This window comes from Collimonas sp. GW821-FHT07E08 (assembly GCF_059418905.1).
The window spans coordinates 1-20623 of the sequence record NZ_JBWKQR010000002.1 but is presented as its reverse complement, the minus strand read 5'-3'; the positions used below and the strand labels follow the sequence as shown (position 1 = coordinate 20623).

The 20623-nt window shown below is 59.2% G+C and carries 13 protein-coding genes and 1 tRNA gene; 10 read left to right on the top strand and 4 right to left on the bottom strand.

The window, feature by feature from the left end; genetic code table 11:
* The first annotated feature begins 11 nt into the window (after window positions 1–11).
* The 4 genes from AC07RZ_RS02670 (at window position 12) to dnaG (ending at window position 4075) form a co-directional block, all read left to right on the top strand.
* A complete protein-coding gene (locus AC07RZ_RS02670) occupies window positions 12–1208 on the top strand; it encodes a BaiN/RdsA family NAD(P)/FAD-dependent oxidoreductase (protein WP_494666793.1) in 1197 nt (398 codons plus the stop codon).
* 178 nt (window positions 1209–1386) lie between these two features.
* The gene (rpsU, locus tag AC07RZ_RS02665) at window positions 1387–1599 is read left to right on the top strand and encodes a 30S ribosomal protein S21 (protein WP_005665410.1); all 213 of its coding nucleotides are present in this window, start codon (window positions 1387–1389) and stop codon (window positions 1597–1599) included.
* A gap of 185 nt (window positions 1600–1784) precedes the next feature.
* Window positions 1785–2234 carry a GatB/YqeY domain-containing protein gene (locus tag AC07RZ_RS02660; protein ID WP_092397768.1) on the top strand — a complete coding sequence of 150 codons (450 nt, stop codon included), beginning with the start codon at window positions 1785–1787 and terminating at the stop codon, window positions 2232–2234.
* Window positions 2235–2278: 44 nt separating this feature from the next.
* Window positions 2279–4075, top strand: coding sequence for a DNA primase (gene dnaG / locus AC07RZ_RS02655; protein WP_494666792.1), 1797 nt, complete (start codon window positions 2279–2281; stop codon window positions 4073–4075).
* Window positions 4076–4385: 310 nt separating this feature from the next.
* On the opposite strand, the gene AC07RZ_RS02650 is transcribed toward dnaG, so the two are convergent.
* Window positions 4386–4733 carry a hypothetical protein gene (locus AC07RZ_RS02650; RefSeq protein ID WP_175500993.1) on the bottom strand — a complete coding sequence of 116 codons (348 nt, stop codon included), beginning with the start codon at window positions 4731–4733 and terminating at the stop codon, window positions 4386–4388.
* Here AC07RZ_RS02650 and rpoD point away from each other — a divergent pair.
* From rpoD to AC07RZ_RS02625, 5 genes are all read left to right on the top strand, one after another.
* The gene (gene rpoD / locus AC07RZ_RS02645; protein ID WP_092397702.1) at window positions 4666–6903 is read left to right on the top strand and encodes an RNA polymerase sigma factor RpoD; all 2238 of its coding nucleotides are present in this window, start codon (window positions 4666–4668) and stop codon (window positions 6901–6903) included. The genes AC07RZ_RS02650 and rpoD overlap by 68 nt on opposite strands.
* A 167-nt stretch (window positions 6904–7070) precedes the next feature.
* Window positions 7071–7149 (top strand) — tRNA-Ile (locus AC07RZ_RS02640).
* Between the two features lie 116 nt (window positions 7150–7265).
* Complete coding sequence (locus tag AC07RZ_RS02635; RefSeq protein WP_494666791.1) at window positions 7266–7724, top strand: hypothetical protein; 459 nt, start codon at window positions 7266–7268, stop codon at window positions 7722–7724.
* Window positions 7725–7804: 80 nt separating this feature from the next.
* Window positions 7805–8707 carry a hypothetical protein gene (locus AC07RZ_RS02630; RefSeq protein WP_494666790.1) on the top strand — a complete coding sequence of 301 codons (903 nt, stop codon included), beginning with the start codon at window positions 7805–7807 and terminating at the stop codon, window positions 8705–8707.
* 615 nt (window positions 8708–9322) lie between these two features.
* Window positions 9323–12121 (top strand): IPT/TIG domain-containing protein, encoded by a 2799-nt coding sequence (locus tag AC07RZ_RS02625; protein ID WP_494666789.1) that lies wholly within the window; start codon window positions 9323–9325, stop codon window positions 12119–12121.
* A gap of 57 nt (window positions 12122–12178) precedes the next feature.
* Here the strand turns inward: AC07RZ_RS02625 and AC07RZ_RS02620 are convergent, their stop codons facing one another.
* Window positions 12179–13225, bottom strand: a complete 1047-nt coding sequence (locus tag AC07RZ_RS02620) for a hypothetical protein (protein ID WP_494666788.1) — start codon at window positions 13223–13225, stop codon at window positions 12179–12181.
* Between the two features lie 154 nt (window positions 13226–13379).
* Window positions 13380–16172: a TonB-dependent receptor gene (locus AC07RZ_RS02615; protein WP_494666787.1), complete on the bottom strand. Its 2793-nt coding sequence runs from the start codon at window positions 16170–16172 to the stop codon at window positions 13380–13382.
* Window positions 16173–16967: 795 nt separating this feature from the next.
* Here AC07RZ_RS02615 and AC07RZ_RS02610 point away from each other — a divergent pair.
* Window positions 16968–19655: a DNA translocase FtsK gene (locus AC07RZ_RS02610; RefSeq protein ID WP_494666786.1), complete on the top strand. Its 2688-nt coding sequence runs from the start codon at window positions 16968–16970 to the stop codon at window positions 19653–19655.
* Window positions 19656–19705: 50 nt separating this feature from the next.
* Here AC07RZ_RS02610 and AC07RZ_RS02605 read toward each other — a convergent pair.
* Window positions 19706–20623 (bottom strand): autotransporter outer membrane beta-barrel domain-containing protein (locus AC07RZ_RS02605; protein ID WP_494666785.1); only part of this gene is annotated, 918 nt, incomplete at its 5' end.

Genomic DNA, 20623 nt, shown 5'->3' with positions numbered 1-20623 from the left:
AATCAAGATCGATGCAAAAACAATTTGATGTCGCCGTCATCGGCGCAGGCGCCGCGGGCATGATGTGCGCCGCGGTAGCCGGACAACGTGGGAAAAAAGTTGTTCTGATCGATCATGCCGCCAGGCTCGCGGAAAAAATCCGCATTTCGGGCGGCGGCCGCTGCAACTTCACCAATATCAACGCCGGGCCGCAGAATTTCCTGTCGCAGAATCCGCATTTCTGCAAAAGCGCCCTGTCGCGCTACACCCCGCAGGATTTCCTCAGCCTGATGAAGCGCTACCGGATCGCGTATCACGAAAAGCACAAGGGCCAGCTGTTTTGCGACGACTCTTCGGAACAGGTCATCGCCATGCTGAAAGCCGAGTGCGACCTGGGCAACGTCAGCTGGCGCATGCCTTGCAGCGTCGCCGGTATCGGCAAGAACGGCGACCTGTTCCGGATCGACAGCAGCGCCGGCGAAATACTTGCCAGCAATGTGGTCATTGCTACCGGCGGCCTGTCTATCCCGAAAATCGGCGCCACCGACTTTGCCTATCGCATCGCCCGTCAATTCGGCTTGCGGGTGGTCGAACCGCAGCCGGGCCTGGTGCCGCTGACCTTCGACGCCGCCGCCTGGCAGCCGTTCCTGCCGCTGGCCGGGATTGCCTTGCCGGTCGAGGTGGAAACCGGCGACAAGAAGACCCGCGGCGAATTCAAGGAAGACCTGCTGTTCACCCATCGCGGCCTGTCCGGGCCGGCGATCCTGCAGATTTCCAGTTTCTGGAGAAGCGGTGCGCCGCTGCAGCTGAACCTCTTGCCGGAAATCGATGTCACGCAGGCGCTGCTTGACGGCAAGACGTCGATCAAGAAAAACCTTGGCAACATATTCGCGCAATGGCTGCCGGCACGGCTGGCGCACGGCATCATCGAAGCCAGCAAGCTGGATCCGGGAGCGCGCCTGGCAGACACGCCCGACCGCTTGCTGAAGGAACTGGGCAACGCCGTCAACCGCTGGGCGATCCGGCCCAGCGGCTCCGAAGGCTATCGCAAGGCCGAAGTTACCTTGGGCGGCATCGATACCAGGGAACTGTCGCAGCAGAGCATGATGTCCAGCCAGGTAGCCGGCTTGTATTTCGTCGGCGAAGCGGTCGACGTCACGGGCTGGCTCGGCGGCTACAACTTCCAGTGGGCCTGGGCGTCGGCAACCGCGGCAGGACTTGCCATTTAGCAATAACGCCATGCGGCTATCCGGCGACGGCAGCAACGCGCCGGCTGCATGACGGAATCAAGCGGGGATGTTGCAAATAAGCGGCAATGTATTTAACCGGTCCGGGATAACACTTCCATTTATCCATTTTCCCGGCTATAATCTCGTTCTTCCCTATACAAACTTGGTTTGAATTTACATGACCACAATTCGTCTTAAAGAAAATGAGCCCTTCGAAGTTGCGATGCGTCGCTTCAAGCGCACTATTGAAAAAACAGGTCTGCTGACTGAGTTGCGTGCACGTGAATTTTACGAAAAGCCAACTGCTGAGCGCAAGCGCAAGCTGGCAGCTGCTGTGAAACGTCATTACAAGCGCATTCGCAGCCAGCAATTGCCGAAAAAACTGTACTAATATTTGCACTAATTCTTCATCGCACTTAGTGCGGCTGATTGAATTGCGTTACAAACCCGCTCCGGTGTTGCTCCGCAGCGGGTTTTGCCGTTTTTCGCACAGGTAGCGTCGCACAGCCGGCACCACCATCCAGCATTTTTGTTTTTCTGATTCCCGATGAAAAACACCACCGAATGGAGAACCGCATGGGCTTGAAAGAACAGATCACCGAAGACATGAAGGCCGCGATGCGCGCCAAAGAAACCGCGAAACTCGGCGCCATCCGCCTGATCACCGCGGCAATCAAGCAAAAAGAAGTAGACGAACGCATCGAGCTGGGCGACACCCACGTGCTGGCCATCATCGAAAAAATGATCAAGCAGCGCAAAGACTCCATCAGCCAGTTTGAAGCCGGCGGCCGCCAGGACCTGGCCGACATCGAGAAAGCGGAGCTGCTTATCCTATCGGCCTACATGCCGGCCGGCCTGACAGAAGCGGAAATCCAGGCTGAAGTAGCGGCTGCCGTCGCAGCCAGCGGCGCCAGCGGCCCCCAGGACATGGGCAAGGTCATGGCGATACTGAAACCCAAGCTTGCCGGCCGCGCCGACATGACGGCGGTTTCGGCGCTGGTGAAAGTCGCGCTGAGCAAAGCCTGATTGTCCGATAGCCTGATAAAAGCGCCGCCTGCCGACGAATCCGCGTGATTCCTCAATCCTTTATCCAGGACCTCCTCAACCGCGTCGACATCGTTGACGTGGTGGGCAAATACGTCCAGCTGAAAAAGGGCGGCGCAAACTTGATGGGCTTGTGCCCTTTCCATAACGAGAAATCGCCCAGCTTCACGGTCAGCCCGACCAAGCAGTTTTACCATTGCTTCGGTTGCGGCGCGCATGGCACGGCGATCGGTTTCCTGATCGAATACTCGGGCCTCGGTTTTGTCGAGGCGGTGAAAGACCTGGCGCAAGGCGTCGGCATGACGGTGCCGGACAACGACGACAAGATCCCGCCGGCGCAACGCGCCGAATACCAGGCCAAGAGCATGGCCCTGTCGGATGCGATGAGCGCCGCCTGCGATTTTTACCGGCAGCACCTGCGCAGCGCGCCAAATGCCGTCGACTACCTGAAACGCCGCGGCCTGACCGGCGAAGTGGCGGCAAAGTTCGGATTAGGTTATTCGCCCGACAACTGGGACAGCCTGCGCCAGGTGTTTCCCGACTATGAAGCCACCGCCCTGGTCGAATCCGGCCTGGTGATCGACCGCACGGATGAGGAAGGCAACAACCGCAAGCGCTACGACCGCTTCCGTGACCGCATCATGTTTCCCATACGCAACACCAAGGGCCAGGTTATCGGTTTCGGCGGCCGCGTACTGGACAGCGGCGAGCCGAAGTACTTGAATTCGCCGGAAACACCCCTATTTCAGAAGGGTAGCGAGCTGTATGGCCTGTTCGAGGCGCGCCAGGCGATCCGCGATGCGGGTTACGTGCTGGTGACCGAAGGTTATATGGACGTGGTGGCATTGGCGCAACTCGGGTTCCCGCAAGCGGTAGCCACGCTGGGAACCGCCTGTACGCCGACCCACGTGCATAAATTGCTGCGCCAGACCGACCATGTCGTCTTCAGTTTCGATGGCGACCGCGCCGGCCGCAAAGCTGCACGGCGCGCGCTGGACGCCTGCCTGCCGCATGCGACCGACAACAAGGTCATCAAATTCCTGTTCCTGCCGCAGGAACACGATCCAGACAGCTTTGTGCGGGAAATGGGAGCGGAAGCGTTTGAGCGCCAGATCCACGACGCCATGCCGCTATCGCAGTTTTTACTGAACGAAGTCACGGCCGAAGCCGATTTGAGCACATCCGAAGGACGCGCGCGGGCGCAATACGACGCCAAACCGCTATTGCAGCTGATGCCGCCGTCGTCGTTGCGGCTGCAAATCGTGCGCGGCCTGGCGCAGCTGACGCAATCGACGCCGAACGAAATCGAATCCTTGTTTGAACTGGCCAAGCCGATAGCCAGCGCGCGCCGCGCACCGCCGCGCGGCAACCGGCCGGCGCCGGTCGGGCTGGAACGGCAAATCATCCGTTTGCTGGTCGCCCATCCGGCGTTCGCGTCGGAACTGGACGATGCCGCGCTGGACGCCGTGGCGCATTTCGCGCCAGACCGGGCAGAAATGCTGGCGCGCCTGATCACCGCCAGCCATGTGATGGGCGAACAAGCCAATTTTGCAACATTGGCCGAGCATCTGCGGGAAGGCGGCGAGGATTTTGAATCGTTGATTGCCGAAATTGCAGCAGAATCGGAATCCGAAACGGAAGCGGCGCGATTAGAACTGGCGGGTGCAATTCGCCAGACTAAAATGAAGATATTGAAAGAAGAACTCGACCAGCTGGCGGCAACCGGGCTTGGCAATGACGATGCGCGCAACCGCTACCGGGAATTGATGCAAAAACAGGAGCAGTTGCGGCGCGAAGCCGAGGCCGAAATGAATTTACGCTAGAAAATTGCTTGAAATATGGTCAAGCCGACCTAAAACACGTAAATCGGACTGCGCAGGAAGGCCGTCCGCATTGGAGGAAAGGCCCTCCATATGCTATAATTAAAGGCTTTAGATTCAACACCTTAGGCTTAGCCGAATTGGGCGTTGAATTGATAGTAGCACCAGATTGATTTAGACGGGCAGGAACGTAGTGAAGAAAGCAGCAAAGGCAACAGCAGCAGCAAGAGAACAGGCGCTCAAGTGATTCTGTCAGCGATTTAGGCTTATCAAAATTCAAACGGACAGAGTAAAGGCAGCTGCGGCGCGCAAATCAGTGTAACCAATTGGTATTTGAGGTATTTGATTCCATGGCGAATGCAATGAAGAGACCAGCAAAATCCCTGACACTTTCCGTTAAAAAGCCGGCTGCGGCCAAGGCCAAAGTAAGCACCTCTTCCTCAAGCTCGAAGTCCCCCGTTAAAAAAACGGCTGCTTCATCCAAAACGCCGGCGAAGCCCGTTAGCAAGAAAGTAGTTTCTAAAGCAACTGCAACGACCACGAAAGCATCAAGAACTGTTGCAAAACCAGTATCTGTGAAATCGAAAGCCCCTGTGACAAACAAGAAACCACAACTCAAAGTCGTCAAATCATCCAAAAATGCGGCACCGGCTCCAGTCAAGGCGGACGTCAGCGTGATGATTGGATCAGGCGTAAGTCAAACCACGGATGCCGCTACCCTGGCGGCGATTGATACTTCCGGCTATATCTTGCCGTCGGTGAAGGTGCCAGGACGTCGTGGTCGCAAGCCAAAAGAATTCCAGCCGGAAAACGACGAAGTCGCGGCGCTCAATGCTGTCGAACGCGCTGAACTGAAAGCGGTCGACAAGGCCAAGGCGAAAGACCGCAAGGCCAAGGAAAAGGCATTGCTGAAAGACGCCTTCTCGTCCGATACCGAAGCGAGCGAAGAAGAACTCGAAGCGCGCCGTCAAAAGCTCAAGACCCTGATCAAGATGGGCAAGGAGCGCGGCTTCCTGACCTTCTCCGAAATCAACGATCACCTGCCTGAAAACATTATCGATCCGGAAGCCATCGAAGGCATCATCGGTACTTTCAGCGACATGGGGATTGCCGTCTACGAACAGGCGCCGGACGCGGAAACGCTGCTGCTGTCGGACAACGTCGCCACCGTCGCCAGTGACGACGACGCAGAAGCCGCGGCCGAAGCCGCGCTGTCCACCGTCGATTCCGATTTCGGCCGCACTACCGACCCGGTCCGCATGTACATGCGTGAAATGGGTTCGGTCGAACTGCTGACGCGCGAAGGCGAAATCGAAATCGCCAAGCGTATCGAAGACGGCCTGAAAGACATGATCCAGGCAATTTCCGCCTGCCCGACCACCATCGCCGAGATCTTGCTGGCCGCCGACAAGATCGGCAAGGACGAAATCAAGATTGACGAAATCGTCGATGGCCTGGTTGATCCCAACCAGACCGACGAAGCCGCCACCGCCAGCGCCGCAGCAACTGCTGCCGACGACGACAGCGAAGAAGACGAGGAAGAGGAAGAAGAAGATGCGGAAGAAGACGACGCCAGCTCGACCTCGGGCGCGGCCGGCTTCTCGGCGGAACAGCTCGAACAGCTGAAGCGCGACGCGCTCGGCAAGTTCGAGACCATCTCGACCCAGTTCGACAAGATGCGCAAGGCGTTCGAAAAAGAAGGCTACAACTCCAAGCCTTACGTCAAGGCGCAAGAGATCATCTCGAACGAACTGCTGGGAATCCGCTTCACCGCCAAGGTCGTCGAGAAATTGTGCGACACCCTGCGTGGCCAGGTCGATGAAGTGCGCCAGATCGAACGCCAGATCCTTGACGTCGCGGTGAACAAGTGCGGCATGCCGCGCCCGCATTTCATCAAGGTTTTCCCAGGCAACGAAACCAACCTCGACTGGGTCGACGGCGAAGTCAGCGGCAACCACGCCTACAGCACCGTGCTCAGCCGTAACGTGCCTGCGGTGAAAGAGCTGCAGCAACGCCTGATCGACTTGCAGGCGCGCGTCGTGCTGCCTTTGCCTGACCTGCGCGGCATCAACAAGAAGATGGGCGCGGGCGAGAAAAAAGCCCGCATGGCCAAGCGTGAAATGACCGAAGCCAACTTGCGGCTGGTGATCTCGATCGCGAAAAAATACACCAACCGCGGTTTGCAATTCCTGGACCTGATCCAGGAAGGCAATATCGGCCTGATGAAAGCCGTCGACAAATTCGAATACCGCCGCGGCTACAAATTCTCGACCTACGCGACATGGTGGATCCGCCAGGCCATCACCCGTTCGATCGCCGACCAGGCGCGCACCATCCGTATCCCGGTGCACATGATCGAAACGATCAACAAGATGAACCGCATCTCGCGCCAGATCCTGCAGGAAACCGGCGCCGAGCCGGATCCGGCAACGCTCGCGATCAAGATGGAAATGCCGGAAGATAAAATCCGCAAGATCATGAAGATCGCGAAAGAGCCGATTTCGATGGAAACACCGATAGGCGACGACGACGATTCGCACCTGGGCGATTTCATCGAGGACAACAACACCCTGGCCCCGGCCGACGCTGCCCTGCATGCATCGATGCGCGGCGTGGTGAAGGACATCCTGGACTCGCTGACCCCGCGCGAAGCGAAGGTATTGCGGATGCGTTTCGGCATCGAAATGTCGACCGACCACACCCTGGAAGAAGTCGGCAAGCAGTTCGACGTGACGCGTGAGCGGATCCGCCAGATAGAAGCGAAAGCGCTGCGCAAGCTGCGCCACCCTTCCCGCTCCGACAAGCTGAAGAGCTTCCTCGAAGGTAATTAAGATTATTCGTGGATCATTCGGTGTTTTTTTGAATGATCCACGATAATTCCTTTACCTTTCGCCCACGTATTTTTCTATAATACGGGATTGATTTTAAGATGCTGCAGTGCGGTTGAGCGGATATCCGCAAAGACCACGAGCACGACACTGCAGCGCCCTAAGGAATTGGGCCCCTAGCTCATGCTTGGTTAGAGCAGCGGACTCATAATCCGTTGGTGCCCAGTTCGACTCTGGGGGGGCCCACCAGTAATACCGAAGAAAATAAAGGGCTCACAGCGATGTGGGCCCTTTTGTTTTTATCAGTTTTGCCCACTTCCGCGCCATTTTTGCGCCATTGGGTCTCCAACCAGGAGACTTTTAGCATGGCACAAATCCGTAAACGCGGCCCTTCGCAGTATCAAGCGCGGGTCCGTATCAAAGGCTATCCCGAGGCAGTACGCACATTCAAATCAAAGGCAGATGCGGTCCTCAGGGCTTCCAAGCGTGAGCAATTGCTGCTTCAAGGTTTGGGGGATGCCCTAAGGGAGGCCGGTAGATTGCCCCTCAGCAGCGCACTTATCCGATATTCGGCGGAGGTGACGCCCAGAAAGAAAGGCGCTCCCAGCGAGAACAATCGCATCAAGGTCTGGTTACGCAATCCTCTAGCCTCCCTTACTCTCTCCGCCATTAGGGGCAAGCATCTAGCGGAATACAGGGGCAGTCGCATCCTGGCCTCTATCAGCGGCAATAGAACTTCCGAGCGGTCTTTGGATAGCGATTACAAAAAACATTTCCCCAATGAAACATGTTACCTTGGTATAAACAACACTATGACGTTTTAGCTATTTTTCTTATTGGTATCAATTTAATAATAACTTTTATAAGTTAGTCGTTATATCCAATCACCTCGGGGAGGATAGAAATGCGAGCTTTATTTCTGCTTGTTGTAGTGTTTGCCGTTAGCGGGTGTACATCGTTCCCTCTCCCATCGGACAACCAGGGCGATAAGATTCCTACTAGTTCTGCGGCTCCTCCAAAGGACAAGAAAAATGCAAACAGCGCCCAGGAAGATCAAAAGAGCAGCACCAATTATGGCTATCATCCTTTAGACCCGTTGCCTATAGATCTCCGTATTCCGAAATCCAAGGTTCTAGACGCTCTGCCGGATGAAACAATACGAATCGCTGTTGGTACGGTCTCCTTGGACGGTGCAATTACTTTCGGCCCCGCAAAAATTGGAGCGTCAGGTAAGAACTATGTGGTAATTCTGGATTATATTAAATTCGGGACCGATTCCTTCGGTGTCGCGGTGTCAAACAATAACGGAGTCCGAACCGCAAAGCTACTTCCAGAGTCAGAGGCATCAAAGGCTGACGTCGTCGTGCCAGTCTATATCGGCGTGGGCCTGCGTCTTACTGCAAACATTCTGGTCAAGAACGTATCGGCCGACCTCGATCTCGGCAGTCTTTTTGCTTTAGGGGTGGCCGCTAAGGCGGGGCAAGTTTCAGGCACGTTGGTCATACAGACGCTAGGAGTAAGTGGTCCAGAAATCTCCGGTTTGATTCCAATGCCCGGTGAAATTAGCGAATCCACCATTCAAAATGCAATACTCGCGCTTGCGTCAATTAAAGCAAAAATATATGACCCCAAGACGTTAATAACGCCAAGAGTGGTCGGCGTGTTTAACAATCTTGGAGGCGGTGACACGACGATCAACGGGTTCATTTCGTCGCTATTGCAGCAGCCGCTCCCGTTTCCGAGACCGCTTAAAATTGCAGAAAGAGAGACGACTAAACTTGCAGTCAACCGAACTGCCAAGCGATAAAATCAAACGACGCCATATCGTCATTACGACAAACCGATTCGACGTCGGCCATAAGCAACTTTATGACGGTGTAAATGAACTAGGACCACGATTACGCAACTCCAAATCGTGGGAAGAAGTTCTGCGTATTCTTACAAAAGGGCTCACAGTAATGTGAGCCCTTTTGTTTTTTCAAGTGATCCGCCTCTTCCGCGCCATTTTTCGCCATCGAGTCTCAACCAGGAAACTGTAGGCACGGCACACAAAACGATATCGAGTTTGTGAAGTCAGCTCCTGGTTCGACTCTAGTGAGGCGTCACCAGTAACGCAGCAGGAAAAAAGGTTCTCAACCATGAGAGCCTTTTTGTTTTTATCAACGTCCTCTCTGTCTCCCATTCAAACTCCAGCAACGATATCCGAAGTCATTCCCGGCAAGCTCCCCGCCCCCTGTCTCGCAAAAATCACTCCCTCCCCCGCTTCCTGACCCGCAGCCCTTTACGGCCAACCTCTTTCCCAACTACAATCACGTCCGATATTTCCATAAGCCAATATTTGCTCCCCCCGCATCACCGCGAGCCATGGCATCCCTAGTAGTTGAACCGTCCTACCCCTTTAGCTCAAAGGCAGTGTGTTGCAATGAAAATCAATAAAAGTCTTCTTGCCCTGGTTTTAATCGGCGCCATGCTCAGCCAGTCCGGCTGCGGCGGTGGCGGCGGATCGGGCGACAGCGCCGCCACCGGGCCGTCCTCGGTTGCGGCATCGGCGGTCAGCATCAACGCGCTGTCTGCCTCGAGCGCAGCCGCAGGCGCTACCCTGATCGTCAACGGCACCGGCTTTCAGAAAGTCAGCACCGTCACCATCGGCTCGACCGCGGTCACCTTCTCTATCGTCAGCGACACGCAAATTGCAATCACTGTTCCTGATGGCGCCGTCAGCGGAGTCATTACCCTGTCGGGCGCAGGGTTCTCGGTACAGTCGTCGGCCAGCTTCACCTCCAGCCTGCCGTCGCCGCTGGTAACCAGCGTATCGGCCACGAATGTCGTTGCCGGCAGCAATTTCACGATTCAGGGCAAGAACCTTGACCGGGTTAGCGCCTATCAGGTAGCTGGCGTCAATCTGGCGGTCGTCGCCAGCTCCAGCACTGCCGCTACCCTCACTATGCCGGCCCAGGCGATTTCCGGGACGCTGACGCTGGTCGTCGGCGGCGCTCCGGTCAACAGCGCCTACCAGATCAACGGCTATCAGCAGGCATCGATTGTTGCGATGTTGCCGCAGCTCGGGATCGTGGGCAGCAGCGTGACGATCAGCGGCAGCGGCCTGGCGGCGGTGACCAGTGTCCGCTTTGCCAATGGCACTGTTGCATCGGCATCGGCTGTCTCCAACAGCGCTGTCACGTTTACAGTGCCGCCTGGCGCCGCGTCCGGCCTGCTGACAGTGGTCGATCGTTACCAGGAAGTGCGCAGCGCCACGGCATTCACTGTGGCGCCGACAGTCACCGCGACCTCGTTGCTCAGCGCCGCCAGCGCAGGCACGGTTGTGCTGACCGTGGCCGGAACAAACCTGGATAGCGTGAGCGCCGCCAAAGTCGGCGCTTCAAATGCTGTCATTGTCAGCCGCAGCGCCACGCAGCTGGTGTTGCAGGTGAGCCTTGGCACCAGCGGCGCCGTGACGCTGACAGCGCCCGGCCAGGCGGCCGTCAATGCCGGCACCATCGATAGCACCGGCAGCGTCGGGCTCTGGATCAGCAGCGTCGACTTTGCGCACGTGTTCGACAAGAGCTCCACCGATCCGACCCTGCGCCTGACCCCGGGCCGTCCTGTGCTGGTGCGCGCCACGGTGCTCGCACCGGCAGCCGGCGCCAAGAGCCCGTCAGTGAATTTGTCGGCCAGCACCAGTACCGGCGCGGCATTGGGCGTGCTGGCGATGAACGGCCCGGCCAACCTGCCTACCGCGAAAGACGACTACAGCTTGAACAACAGCTTCAACGCGGTCCTGCCCGCAGCCTGGGTACAGCCGGGCGTCAAGATCAGCATCAAGGTTGCGGCAGGCGTCAACAGCAGCCCGGCCAGCCAGGACGTATCGCCCACCGTCGGCGCGCCTGCCAGCCTGCGCCTGGTGCTGGTGCCGCTTACGGTCGGCAGCGCCACCGGCGTCTTGCCGCCGGCGTTGGCGGACGTGCAGACGGCGCTGGCGCGCGTCTATCCTTACGCGTACGGCAATATCGTTGTGCAAAAACGCGCTCCGCTGGTGGTCAGCGGCGCCGCCAGCACCACTGCAATGGATTGGTCGAGCGCACTGAATCAACTCGAAACCGCGCGCAAGAATGAAGACCCGAACGCTTTCTATTACGGCTTTGTGCCGATGTACAGCCCGATCCCTTCTTCATTCATCGCAGGCCTGGGTTATGTCGGAGTGCGCACGCAGGGCAGCAGTTCGGCGGTCGCCGCGATTGGCCTGGACTGGACCAGCAGCGCCGGCCAGGGCGATCCGTTCGATAACAAATGGCCGCAATGGCAGGCTATCATGGTGCACGAAATGGGGCATAACCATTCGCTGAGCCATGCTCCGTGCGGCGGCGCTTCCAGCCCGGATCCGGCCTACCCTAACACCACAGCCGACCTGAGTTCGCTGGCGGTCTACAACAGTCCATACAGCAGCGACACCCAGGTGGGCGTATTGAGCGCTCCGCTCACGCCAAGCAACAACCAGATGAAAGACGTCATGGGTTACTGCGGCGGCACATGGTTCTCCGATTTCAGCTACGTCAGGGCCCAGCAGTTTGCCGAATCGCGCACCGCTGCCATCCCGCAGCCCCTGGTCCTGAATGCGGCCGCCAGCGTCGCGGCGCCGGACGGTTACCTGACCATCTCTGGAGAATTGACTGCGCAAGGCGTGCTGCTGCATCCGGCCGCCGCCTCCGCCGCCAAGGTGGAAATCGATACGGCGACCGCCAGGTCGATCTATGCGTTGCGCCTGCACACCAGCAGCGGCCAGACTTACCAGCTGCCGTTCGAACCCGTCGGTGTGGCCGATGCCGCCGGCGAGACCAGCCATTTCTGGGTCAGCCTGCCCAATCCCGGCGAGATTGCATCGATCGAAATCTTGCGCAACGGCCAGCTGCAGACCATGCAGCAGCCGAAGCAAGCGCAAAACCTGAAAATCGCCAGCCAGGCAGCCGCCGCCAATACCCAGGCGATGGCGTCGTCGGCCACCTGGACCGTCCAGGGCGGACGCCTGGCGATCACCTGGAACGCGGCGCTGGAGCCATTCCTGTCATTGATGTATGTCTCGCCTGCCGGCGCTAAAACCGTGCTCGGCAGCGGACTGCAGAACGGCAGCGCGTCGTTCGATATCAGCGGCTTGCCAAGCGGCGGCCGCTTCGAGCTCAGCCTGTCCTCATCGATACAGGCGCGCCTCGTCGCTTTCCCGCACTAAACCGATGGGCTTGGAGCGCACCACGTGCTCCAGGCCTGCCGATAACCGGCGACCGGCCTAATGCAATTGCTGGCTGGGCGCAAACACCGTCTTGCGCGGCGCCAGCTTGAACTGCGCCAGCAAGAAGCCAACGGCAACCTCATTAAACGCCGCATACAGCGACGCCTGCTTTTCTCCCCACGCATCCCAGCGCCGCCATAGCAGCCGCTGCTGGCGCCGCATCTTCTTCTCCCATGCGGTGTCCATGGCCTGCTCTTGCCTGAGCCAGGCGTTCAGCTCGGCAGCCTGCTGTACCGGCGGGCGCGGCCCAAGCGTTTGCTCCACGCTGGCCCGAAAATCGTCATACAGGCTGTCCAGCTGGCGTTGTTCGCTGTCTGTCCAGTAACTGTCCTTGGCCTGCTCTCCGGCAAAATACGCAGCGCCTCCGCACAACTTCCCCATCTGCTCGGCATCGATCCGGCTCAACGGAGTGGCGACGCAGCCAAGCAGGTTCTCCAGGTACTGGCTGTCTCCTTCTTCTGCTTCTCCGGCAGCGCCGACGGCTCCCGCTCCAAGCGCGCGCCATTCGCCGTCGTCGGCCGCCAGGCCGGCAAGCTCCTTGTCGTGCAACGCTTTCATTTGCGCCGCCAGCGCCAGCAAGGGCTCTGCCTGGCAATAGCGCGTAATGCCCCATTGCCGGTCATGCAGCAGCCAATGTGCGTAACGATAGGGAACGGCGCCGAGGTCGGCGCCCACCGGGATGGCTTCCAGCAATGCGATGGCCTGCTCACGCGCGCTGGTTTTTCCATCCGCCTGGCGCAGCCAGCACAACACATCGATGATCACGGCTAGCGTTCCCGGTATGCCTAGCTCCTCGGTAAAGCGATGCTTGCCGCCGGCGGCGCAGTCGGACGGCTGGTTGTCGGGACCGAGCTGGGCGTCACGCAGGCGGGCCAGGCAACGCTCCTTCTGCGCCGGGTCCGCGGCGAAGCTGATCCATGCATTCGTGGTTGTTTGCCGCTCGGGTTCAACTGAAGTCATGCGCGATGAAATTTTCTCATCCATGTCGTCATCCTTGCCAGTCAGGGTGTGGCCGCAGCATTGCCTGCGGACCGCTGTAGTCATGCCGGCGCCCTGCCGGCAGCCGCAAGGACGGCCAGCAAGATCCCGGGAAATCCGGTTCTTCAGAAATGTTTGCAAGCCAATCGATGGCCGAAAAAAAACGCCAGGGAAGCGAACCTCCTTGGCGTTTTTTGCTTCGATCAGTTAGCTGCCAGGCTTAGAAGGTGTAGCGAGCACCCAAAGTGAAGTAGCGGCCGACCGCGCCCGACTGGTGCAGCGACGGGTTGTAGTTGATACGGCCGTAGGTTTGCACGTCAAGCGGCGCCAGGCGATCGAATATGTTGGCGATCGCTGCGGTCACTTCCCATTGCTTGCTGACGTTCCAGCGACCGAACAGGTCGACTGTGGTGAACGATGCGATGCGGCAGTTCTTCAAAGGAGCTCCGGTGACTGGATTGACATCCAGGCATTCGCCGCCTGCTTCGTTCTTGTCCTCGATACCGCTGACATAGTTGACCGAAGTAGTCAGGTTGAACGGGCCACGGTCCCATGCCAGCGAAGCCGAAGCACGGGTACGCGGCGTGCCGCCGTTGCCGGACAGGTTGGTATCGCCGTGCGTGCCGACGAAGTTCTGTGTCACGCCATTGGTAGTCCGCTTGAACTCGAACATTTGCGAAACCGTCAGGCCCGCAGTCATGCGGCCGTAGGAGTTCAGGTCGAAGCGGCTGCGCAGGTCGATATCGACGCCGCTGGTGCGGGTCTGGCCGGCATTGATATACGGCGCCTTGACCAGCAGGATAGGACCGGCCAGGCCAGGGAAGTCCGAAGTCGGTTCGCCCCGCACTACAGTCGCATCAGGGAATTTCGATGGGTCTGCAATGATCGACGCAGCGTCAGAGCCAGTGATTTCATTCTTGCGGACGATACGCCAGTAGTCCACCGAAACGCTGGTGTTCTTGATCGGTTCCAGGATGAAGCCCAGGCTGTAGCTCTGCGATTTTTCCGGTTTCAGGTTCTTGTTGCCGACCGTTACCGCGCCGACGTTCTTGCCATCCGCGCAATCCGCGGAAAGGCCGGTCACAGGGCAACGCAGCGGGTCGCGCGCGAAGGTGGTGAAAGCCGAAACCGCACTGGTGCCGCTTTCTGCCGGCCCTGGCGCCCGGAACCCTTCCGCATACGTACCGCGGATAGCCAGTTGCTGGATCGGTGTGAACTTGAAGCCGATCTTCGGTGTGGTGGAGTTGCCGAAATCGGAATACTGGTCGGTACGCAAGGCGAGCTGGAATTCCAGCTGCTTGAGGACCGGCAGCGCCAATTCGGTGTACAGGGAACTGATGTTGCGCGAAGCTTTGGCAGCAGCATAACCGAGGCCGACGATATCGTTGATGTCGGTGAATGGTGTTGCTTCGCTGTCGGTGGATTCGTGGCGGAATTCACCGCCGACCGCGATGCCGATCGGTCCGCCCGGCAGCTGGCCGAACTCGCGCGTTCCCTTGAAATCCCACAAGGCAAGCTTGGTGGTCGCCGAGTTTTTCAGTTCCGGCGAAACGAAAGCCAGCGTGTCGGCGCTGTTCAGCGCGCCGGCCTGGCCGATGCGGAAAGAACCGTTGTTGATCGCCGTCTGCAGGTTGCTGGCGCGGTAGTAGCCGTTCTGGGTACGTTCAGTCTTGCTCTGTGCGTACAAGATGCCGCTGTCGTAATCCCAGCCGAAGCTCGTACCCTTCACGCCAACCAGCAGGCGGGTGACGGTGGTGTCCAGGTCGGAAGCACGCGGACGATTCGGATCGACCCAGCGTGGGCGAGCCCGGTTGGCGGGAAACGGATTGTCCGGATGGCCGATAGGCAGCAACAGCTGGCCGGGGCCTGTGCCGGTGTTGATCACGCGGTTGTTGACCAGGTCGAAACCGGCACTGGTCAGGCCGGACGGCGTGGTGATCGTCTTCGCTTGAGAATTGAACAAGCCAAGTTCGGTATAGGCTTGCATGTCATTGTCGATCTTCAGGGTGCCGCGGCCGAACAGGTTGATGTTCTGGGTTTCCGGCTGAATCGCCTGGTAGCCGCCCTTGATCGGATCCCACAGGCAGCCGCCGCCGGAATTGATCGAGGTGCTGCGATCGATGCTGGTGCAGCCAGGGAGGTTCTGGATGCCTCGGCCAGGAATGGTAGCGCCGCCGGCGGTGACCGGACGTACGGTGCCGACCATGCTGCTGCCGCCGGTATTACTGCTGGTGGTGCCGCCGGCGCGTTGGTCGCGGCCGCCCCATGGACGGGCATCTGCCGTGCCAAGGTATTCCGGCCGGTCTTTTTGCCAGATCGCGTTGCTTTGCTTGGCGTCGATGCTGAAGAAATAGTTGTACTTGTCGGTATCCAGGTCGCCGAAACCGAAGGTTCCCGACGCCGTCCGCAAGGTGCCGTCGCCGTGGCCTGATGTGCCCAGCGTCCCGGAAATGGTTTTACCCTGGTAGGTTTCACGCAAGATGATGTTGACCACGCCGGCGATCGCATCGGAACCGTAGATCGCGGATGCGCCGTCTTTCAACACTTCGATGCGGTCTACCGCGCCCAGCGGAATCGTGTTCAGGTCGACAAAGCTGCGTTGTCCGTCATCGCCCAGGCCATAAGGCGCGGTGCGGCGGCCGTTGATCAGGACCAGGGTGGAGTTGACTGACAGCCCGCGCAGCGAGACGCCCGAGGCGCTGCCGGCGAAGCCGTTGGTGAATGAGCCGCTGATGGAGCCGTTGTTGTCGGCTGACAGGCTGCGAACCACATCGGCTACCGATGTCTTGCCTGATTGCTGGATATCCTTGCGGGTCAGGATCTGCGTCGATGCAGCGCCTTCCTGCTGGGTACGCTTGATGTTGGAACCTGTGATTTCAACCCGTCCCATCGGTTTGTCGTCGTTTGTCTCCTGCGCCTGCGCAGCCTGGGCCATCAGCCCGATACCCATCGCGACGCCGCCGGTAAAAAACACCTGGCGCAGCAACTGTGGCAACTTCCGTTCCCTGATCATAAGCAACACTCCCTATCGATAATTTTAGAGTTGAGAATTTAATTATTTGTGTAATCAAACCAGACTGATTAAATCGCCTTGTGGACGACGTAACTTGCGTTTTGACCTCTGCCACGATTCCGTACAGACAGACAAACCTAAGAATCCACCGACGTACCCGACGGCTTTTTCATCATCTGGCTCCCCAGGGATTGCCGTCATTCGTTTCGCTTGTATGCATCGCGGACAACGGCAACGCAATGTCTTCCGGTACGGGCTATTGCCATGCACCAAGACATTGCGGTGTTAATCTATCCTAAACATAATATTTTTTGTTACAAATAATTCGGCCGAGTTACAAATAGTCATATTGCGTTACAAATTTACGACAGCGTGTTGTCAAAAAACGCCAGAAATGTCGTAAAAGCACAATATCGAATAAATAAATACACTGAAATAGTAGTTCGATCGCGTAATTTGCCGGCATTTGTTGTGCTTTGCAGCATTCGCCCTGGATTCGCCGCTTCAAGGCTGAAAAAATTTGTTACAAAGGGATTGCGGGAAAGTTACAAACCTTGGCGCCGGCAGTTGTAACATTGTTGTGAAATTGGCCATGGAAACCCGGAGCCGCGGATGGCAAACCGGGCGGGAAAGCCTGATGCTTTTCGGTTAATATCACCTACTTTCATTTAAGGGCGTCCCACAAACGCGATCAGGCCTTCTTTGCTCCGGGCAAATCGCGAGGCCTGCCCTGCCGCATCATGATTTGCGCAAACATCTAGATTTCCGGACGTCGATTTTTCGTTGAATTTGAGTATGCATATAGCAGTTTTCAGTTGGTTCGGATGGTCCTTGCTGTGGCTTGTCCCTATGGTTTTACGTGTGCTCAAGGCGCGCCGGACAGGCACGAATCCGTTGCGCGGCCCGGGCTCCATCCGCCTGTGGCTAGGCACGCTCCTGATACTCTGCAGCAGCAGCGCCCTGGAAGCCGTCATGCGCACGCGCGAATCGACGCCGCCCGACGGCGACCGGCTGGGTTATGCCTTGGCCCATGGCTTCATGAGCGTGCTGGGCACAGCCGGCGGCGTGCTGGCGCTGGCGGCGCTCGGCGCCCTGGCGTTATCGTGGCTGTTTGGCAGCGCATGGCTGAAACCAATCGTCGCCTTGCCTCTGCTGCAGCGGATCTTCCCGGTTAAAAAACAGCAATCGGAAACGTCGCCCGAGCCGCGCAAGCCGCGTATCAGCGCTGCCGCCGCACCGGTCCAATCCGTATCCAGGCAGGCGCGGCCGCGCGAAAGCATTGCCATCCCGCCGCGCAGCAGAAAATCCTGGCAATTGCCTTCCAGCTCCGAGCTGGCTGAAATCTTTGGCAAGCAACAGAAGCCCCTTGCCAAGCCGGCTGACATGAAAACCAGCTCCAGAAGCATGGCGGAATGGGCCACGGTCGAACAAATCATCCCGACTCCGGCAATGCGCGCGCGTGCCGACACAGTGCGGGCCGCAAGCAACGCGCGCAAAGACGCGATGCATACGCGCCAGGCAGAACGCGGCCAGCATCGCACCGCGCCGCTGACCACCACAATCAGCACCCGCCCCGCTCCTGTTGCGCCGGCCCGCGCACCCATCGCCGTACAAGCCCCGATGCCGGCGGCGCCCAAGCCGGTCAACCAGCATGTGCATGCTGTCGAAGCGCAGTCCGGCGCATCCGTGGCCGAACCGGCAAATTCCTCACCGGCGCGTGCGCCGGCGCCGCCCCTGGCAACGACGCCCGTACCTGCGGTTGCCGAGCCGATTGCCCCGATCAATATCATCCGTCAGGAAGCCGTCCTGCCTGATCCTGTTCCGACAAACCCGCAGCTTCGGCCGGCGCAGCCCGTGCCGCCGGAAACCGCGCCAGCCTACGCTGCCGCAGACAGGGCGGCAGTTCAGCAAGTTGCACCAGCTCCGCTGGTATCGAACGTAGCCTCCGCACCGCCTGCCGGCAGCAACGAAGAGGATTTTTCATTTCATCCGCTGCATCAGCTGCGCATTGATTTGCCGGGACTCGACTTGCTGGACCCGGCTGTCAACGAGCAGGTCGACATTCCGCTTGAACGCCTGGCGGAAACCGGCTTGCTGATCGAGCAGCGCCTGAAAGAATTCAAGGTGCCGGTGACAGTGCTGGGCGCCGACGCCGGGCCGGTGATTACCCGCTTCGAGGTGGAGCCGGCGCTGGGCGTGCGCGGCAGCCAGATCGTCGGCCTGATGAAAGACTTGTCGCGCGCGCTGGGACTGACATCGATCCGGGTGGTGGAAACCATTCCAGGCAAGACCTGCATGGGACTTGAGTTGCCCAATCCGAAGCGGCAGATGATCCGGCTGTCGGAAATACTGGAGTCGCCGGCCTACCAGGATTCAGCATCGCACCTGACGCTGGCCTTGGGCAAGGACATTACCGGCACTCCGGTAGTCGCCGACCTGGCCCGCGCGCCGCACATGCTGGTGGCCGGCACTACCGGCTCTGGCAAGTCGGTGGCGATCAATGCGATGATCCTGTCGCTGCTGTACAAAGCCACGCCGGAAGAAGTGCGGCTGATCATGATCGATCCAAAGATGCTGGAACTGTCGGTATACGAAGGCATTCCGCACCTGCTGGCGCCGGTGGTCACCGACATGAAGCTGGCGTCGAATGCGTTGACCTGGTGCGTGGCCGAGATGGACAAGCGCTACCGCCTGATGTCCGCGCTCGGGGTGCGCAACCTGGCCGGCTTCAACCAGAAAATCCGCGACGGCGAAATGCGCGGCAAGAAAGTCAGCAATCCGTTCTCGCTCACCCCTGATGCGCCGGAACCGCTATCCACCCTGCCGCTGATCGTCGTCATCATCGACGAGCTGGCGGACCTGATGATGGTGACCGGCAAGAAGATCGAGGAGCTGATCGCGCGCCTGGCGCAAAAAGCCCGCGCCGCCGGCATCCACCTGATCCTGGCGACGCAGCGCCCTTCGGTGGATGTGATCACCGGGCTGATCAAGGCCAACATCCCGACCCGGGTCGCGTTCCAGGTATCGTCCAAAATCGATTCCAGGACCATCCTCGACCAGATGGGCGCCGAAGCCTTGCTCGGCCACGGCGACATGCTGTTCCTGCCGCCGGGATCGGGTTATCCGCAACGCGTGCACGGCGCGTTTGTCTCGGATGCCGAAGTGCACCGCGTGGTCGAGCACCTGAAACAATTCGGCGAGCCGGAATATGAAGAAGCGATCCTGGCCGGCGTGCCTGCCGAAGGCGCCAGCGCGGACCTGCTGGGCGACACCCAGGATGTCGAAGCCGATCCGCTTTACGACGAAGCGGTGGCTTTTGTGGTGCGTACCCGGCGCGCTTCGATTTCATCGGTGCAGCGGCAATTCCGCGTCGGCTACAATCGCGCGGCGCGGCTGGTGGAGCAGATGGAGTCGGCGGGGATTGTTTCTTCGGTGGCGACCAATGGCAGCCGCGAAGTATTGACGCCAGTGCAGGCGGAGTAAAACACACGCTGCGCCCGACCGCATTTGCCGTCGGGCGCAGTCCAGCAATCTCAATCAAGCCTGAAGCGCAGCCCCAGCGCCAGCACACTGTTGCGCAAGCCGCCGCTGCCCAGCTGCGCATCGTAGTTCAAGTACCAGCCCCAACGGCTATCGACCGCCGTACTCAAGCCCAGACCGGCCCAGCCCGAACTGCGCGCCAAACCGATCCCCTGCACCGTGAAACGCGCCGCCGGCGCTCCCACATACGCCGCCCCGAAATCCAGGCTGCCGTCGCTGAACGCATGCTGCCACGCCGCGTAGGCCTGCAGCACGCTCAAGCCGCCAGCCCATTGGAAACTGCTGTCGCCCCGCACACCCAGCAAACCCGCCGTCTGTTTGTAAGCCTGGCTCTCCGCCGTCAAGCCGAACACGCCGCCGCTTTCGGTAAAGCCGCCGCGCTTGAGACGGTCGTAGGTCAGGCCAGCGTAGGGCGTCAGCCGCATGTCGCTCGATAACGGCAGCACATAACCGCCTTCCGCATAAGCCGACCACAGGCTGTCGCTGTGGCTGGTCCCCAGGTTCTGCTCGCTATTGCCGATCACCGCGCTGCGCGTCACCGTGCTGTCGATGCTGGCTGCGCCGGCCCGTCCCGCTACATACCAGCCGTCCGCACCAAATGCATGGCGGCCATACAGGGAAACGCCGGTGCTGTGCCCCTTGGACTGGCCGCCCAGCCGGTCGAAGCTGGCCTTGCTGTCCGCATACGCCAGCGCCGCGCCAACGATGGTGGCGGCACCGAGCCGGGTGTCGACGCCGAACTGCCCGCCCCACAAGGAGGTGTCGCCGCTGGCATAACCGCTCTCGCGCAAGGTGCCTGAAGCGCCGATGGCGCTGACCCATAACCCGGTGCCGTCATGCGCCTGGGTGCCCAGGGCCGCCAGGCGGTTGCCCAGGTCGCGGTTCAAAGCCTGCGACTGCTGGAAAGTCAG

Coding starts and splice junctions, on each gene's coding strand:
- AC07RZ_RS02660 (WP_092397768.1), top strand. CDS start 1,785: ATGGGCTTGAAAGAACAGATCACCGAAGACATGAAGGCCGCGATGCGC.
- AC07RZ_RS02630 (WP_494666790.1), top strand. CDS start 7,805: ATGCGAGCTTTATTTCTGCTTGTTGTAGTGTTTGCCGTTAGCGGGTGT.
- rpsU (WP_005665410.1), top strand. CDS start 1,387: ATGACCACAATTCGTCTTAAAGAAAATGAGCCCTTCGAAGTTGCGATG.
- AC07RZ_RS02670 (WP_494666793.1), top strand. CDS start 12: ATGCAAAAACAATTTGATGTCGCCGTCATCGGCGCAGGCGCCGCGGGC.
- AC07RZ_RS02635 (WP_494666791.1), top strand. CDS start 7,266: ATGGCACAAATCCGTAAACGCGGCCCTTCGCAGTATCAAGCGCGGGTC.
- AC07RZ_RS02615 (WP_494666787.1), bottom strand. CDS start 16,172: ATGATCAGGGAACGGAAGTTGCCACAGTTGCTGCGCCAGGTGTTTTTT.
- AC07RZ_RS02620 (WP_494666788.1), bottom strand. CDS start 13,225: ATGACTACAGCGGTCCGCAGGCAATGCTGCGGCCACACCCTGACTGGC.
- AC07RZ_RS02625 (WP_494666789.1), top strand. CDS start 9,323: ATGAAAATCAATAAAAGTCTTCTTGCCCTGGTTTTAATCGGCGCCATG.
- AC07RZ_RS02610 (WP_494666786.1), top strand. CDS start 16,968: ATGCATATAGCAGTTTTCAGTTGGTTCGGATGGTCCTTGCTGTGGCTT.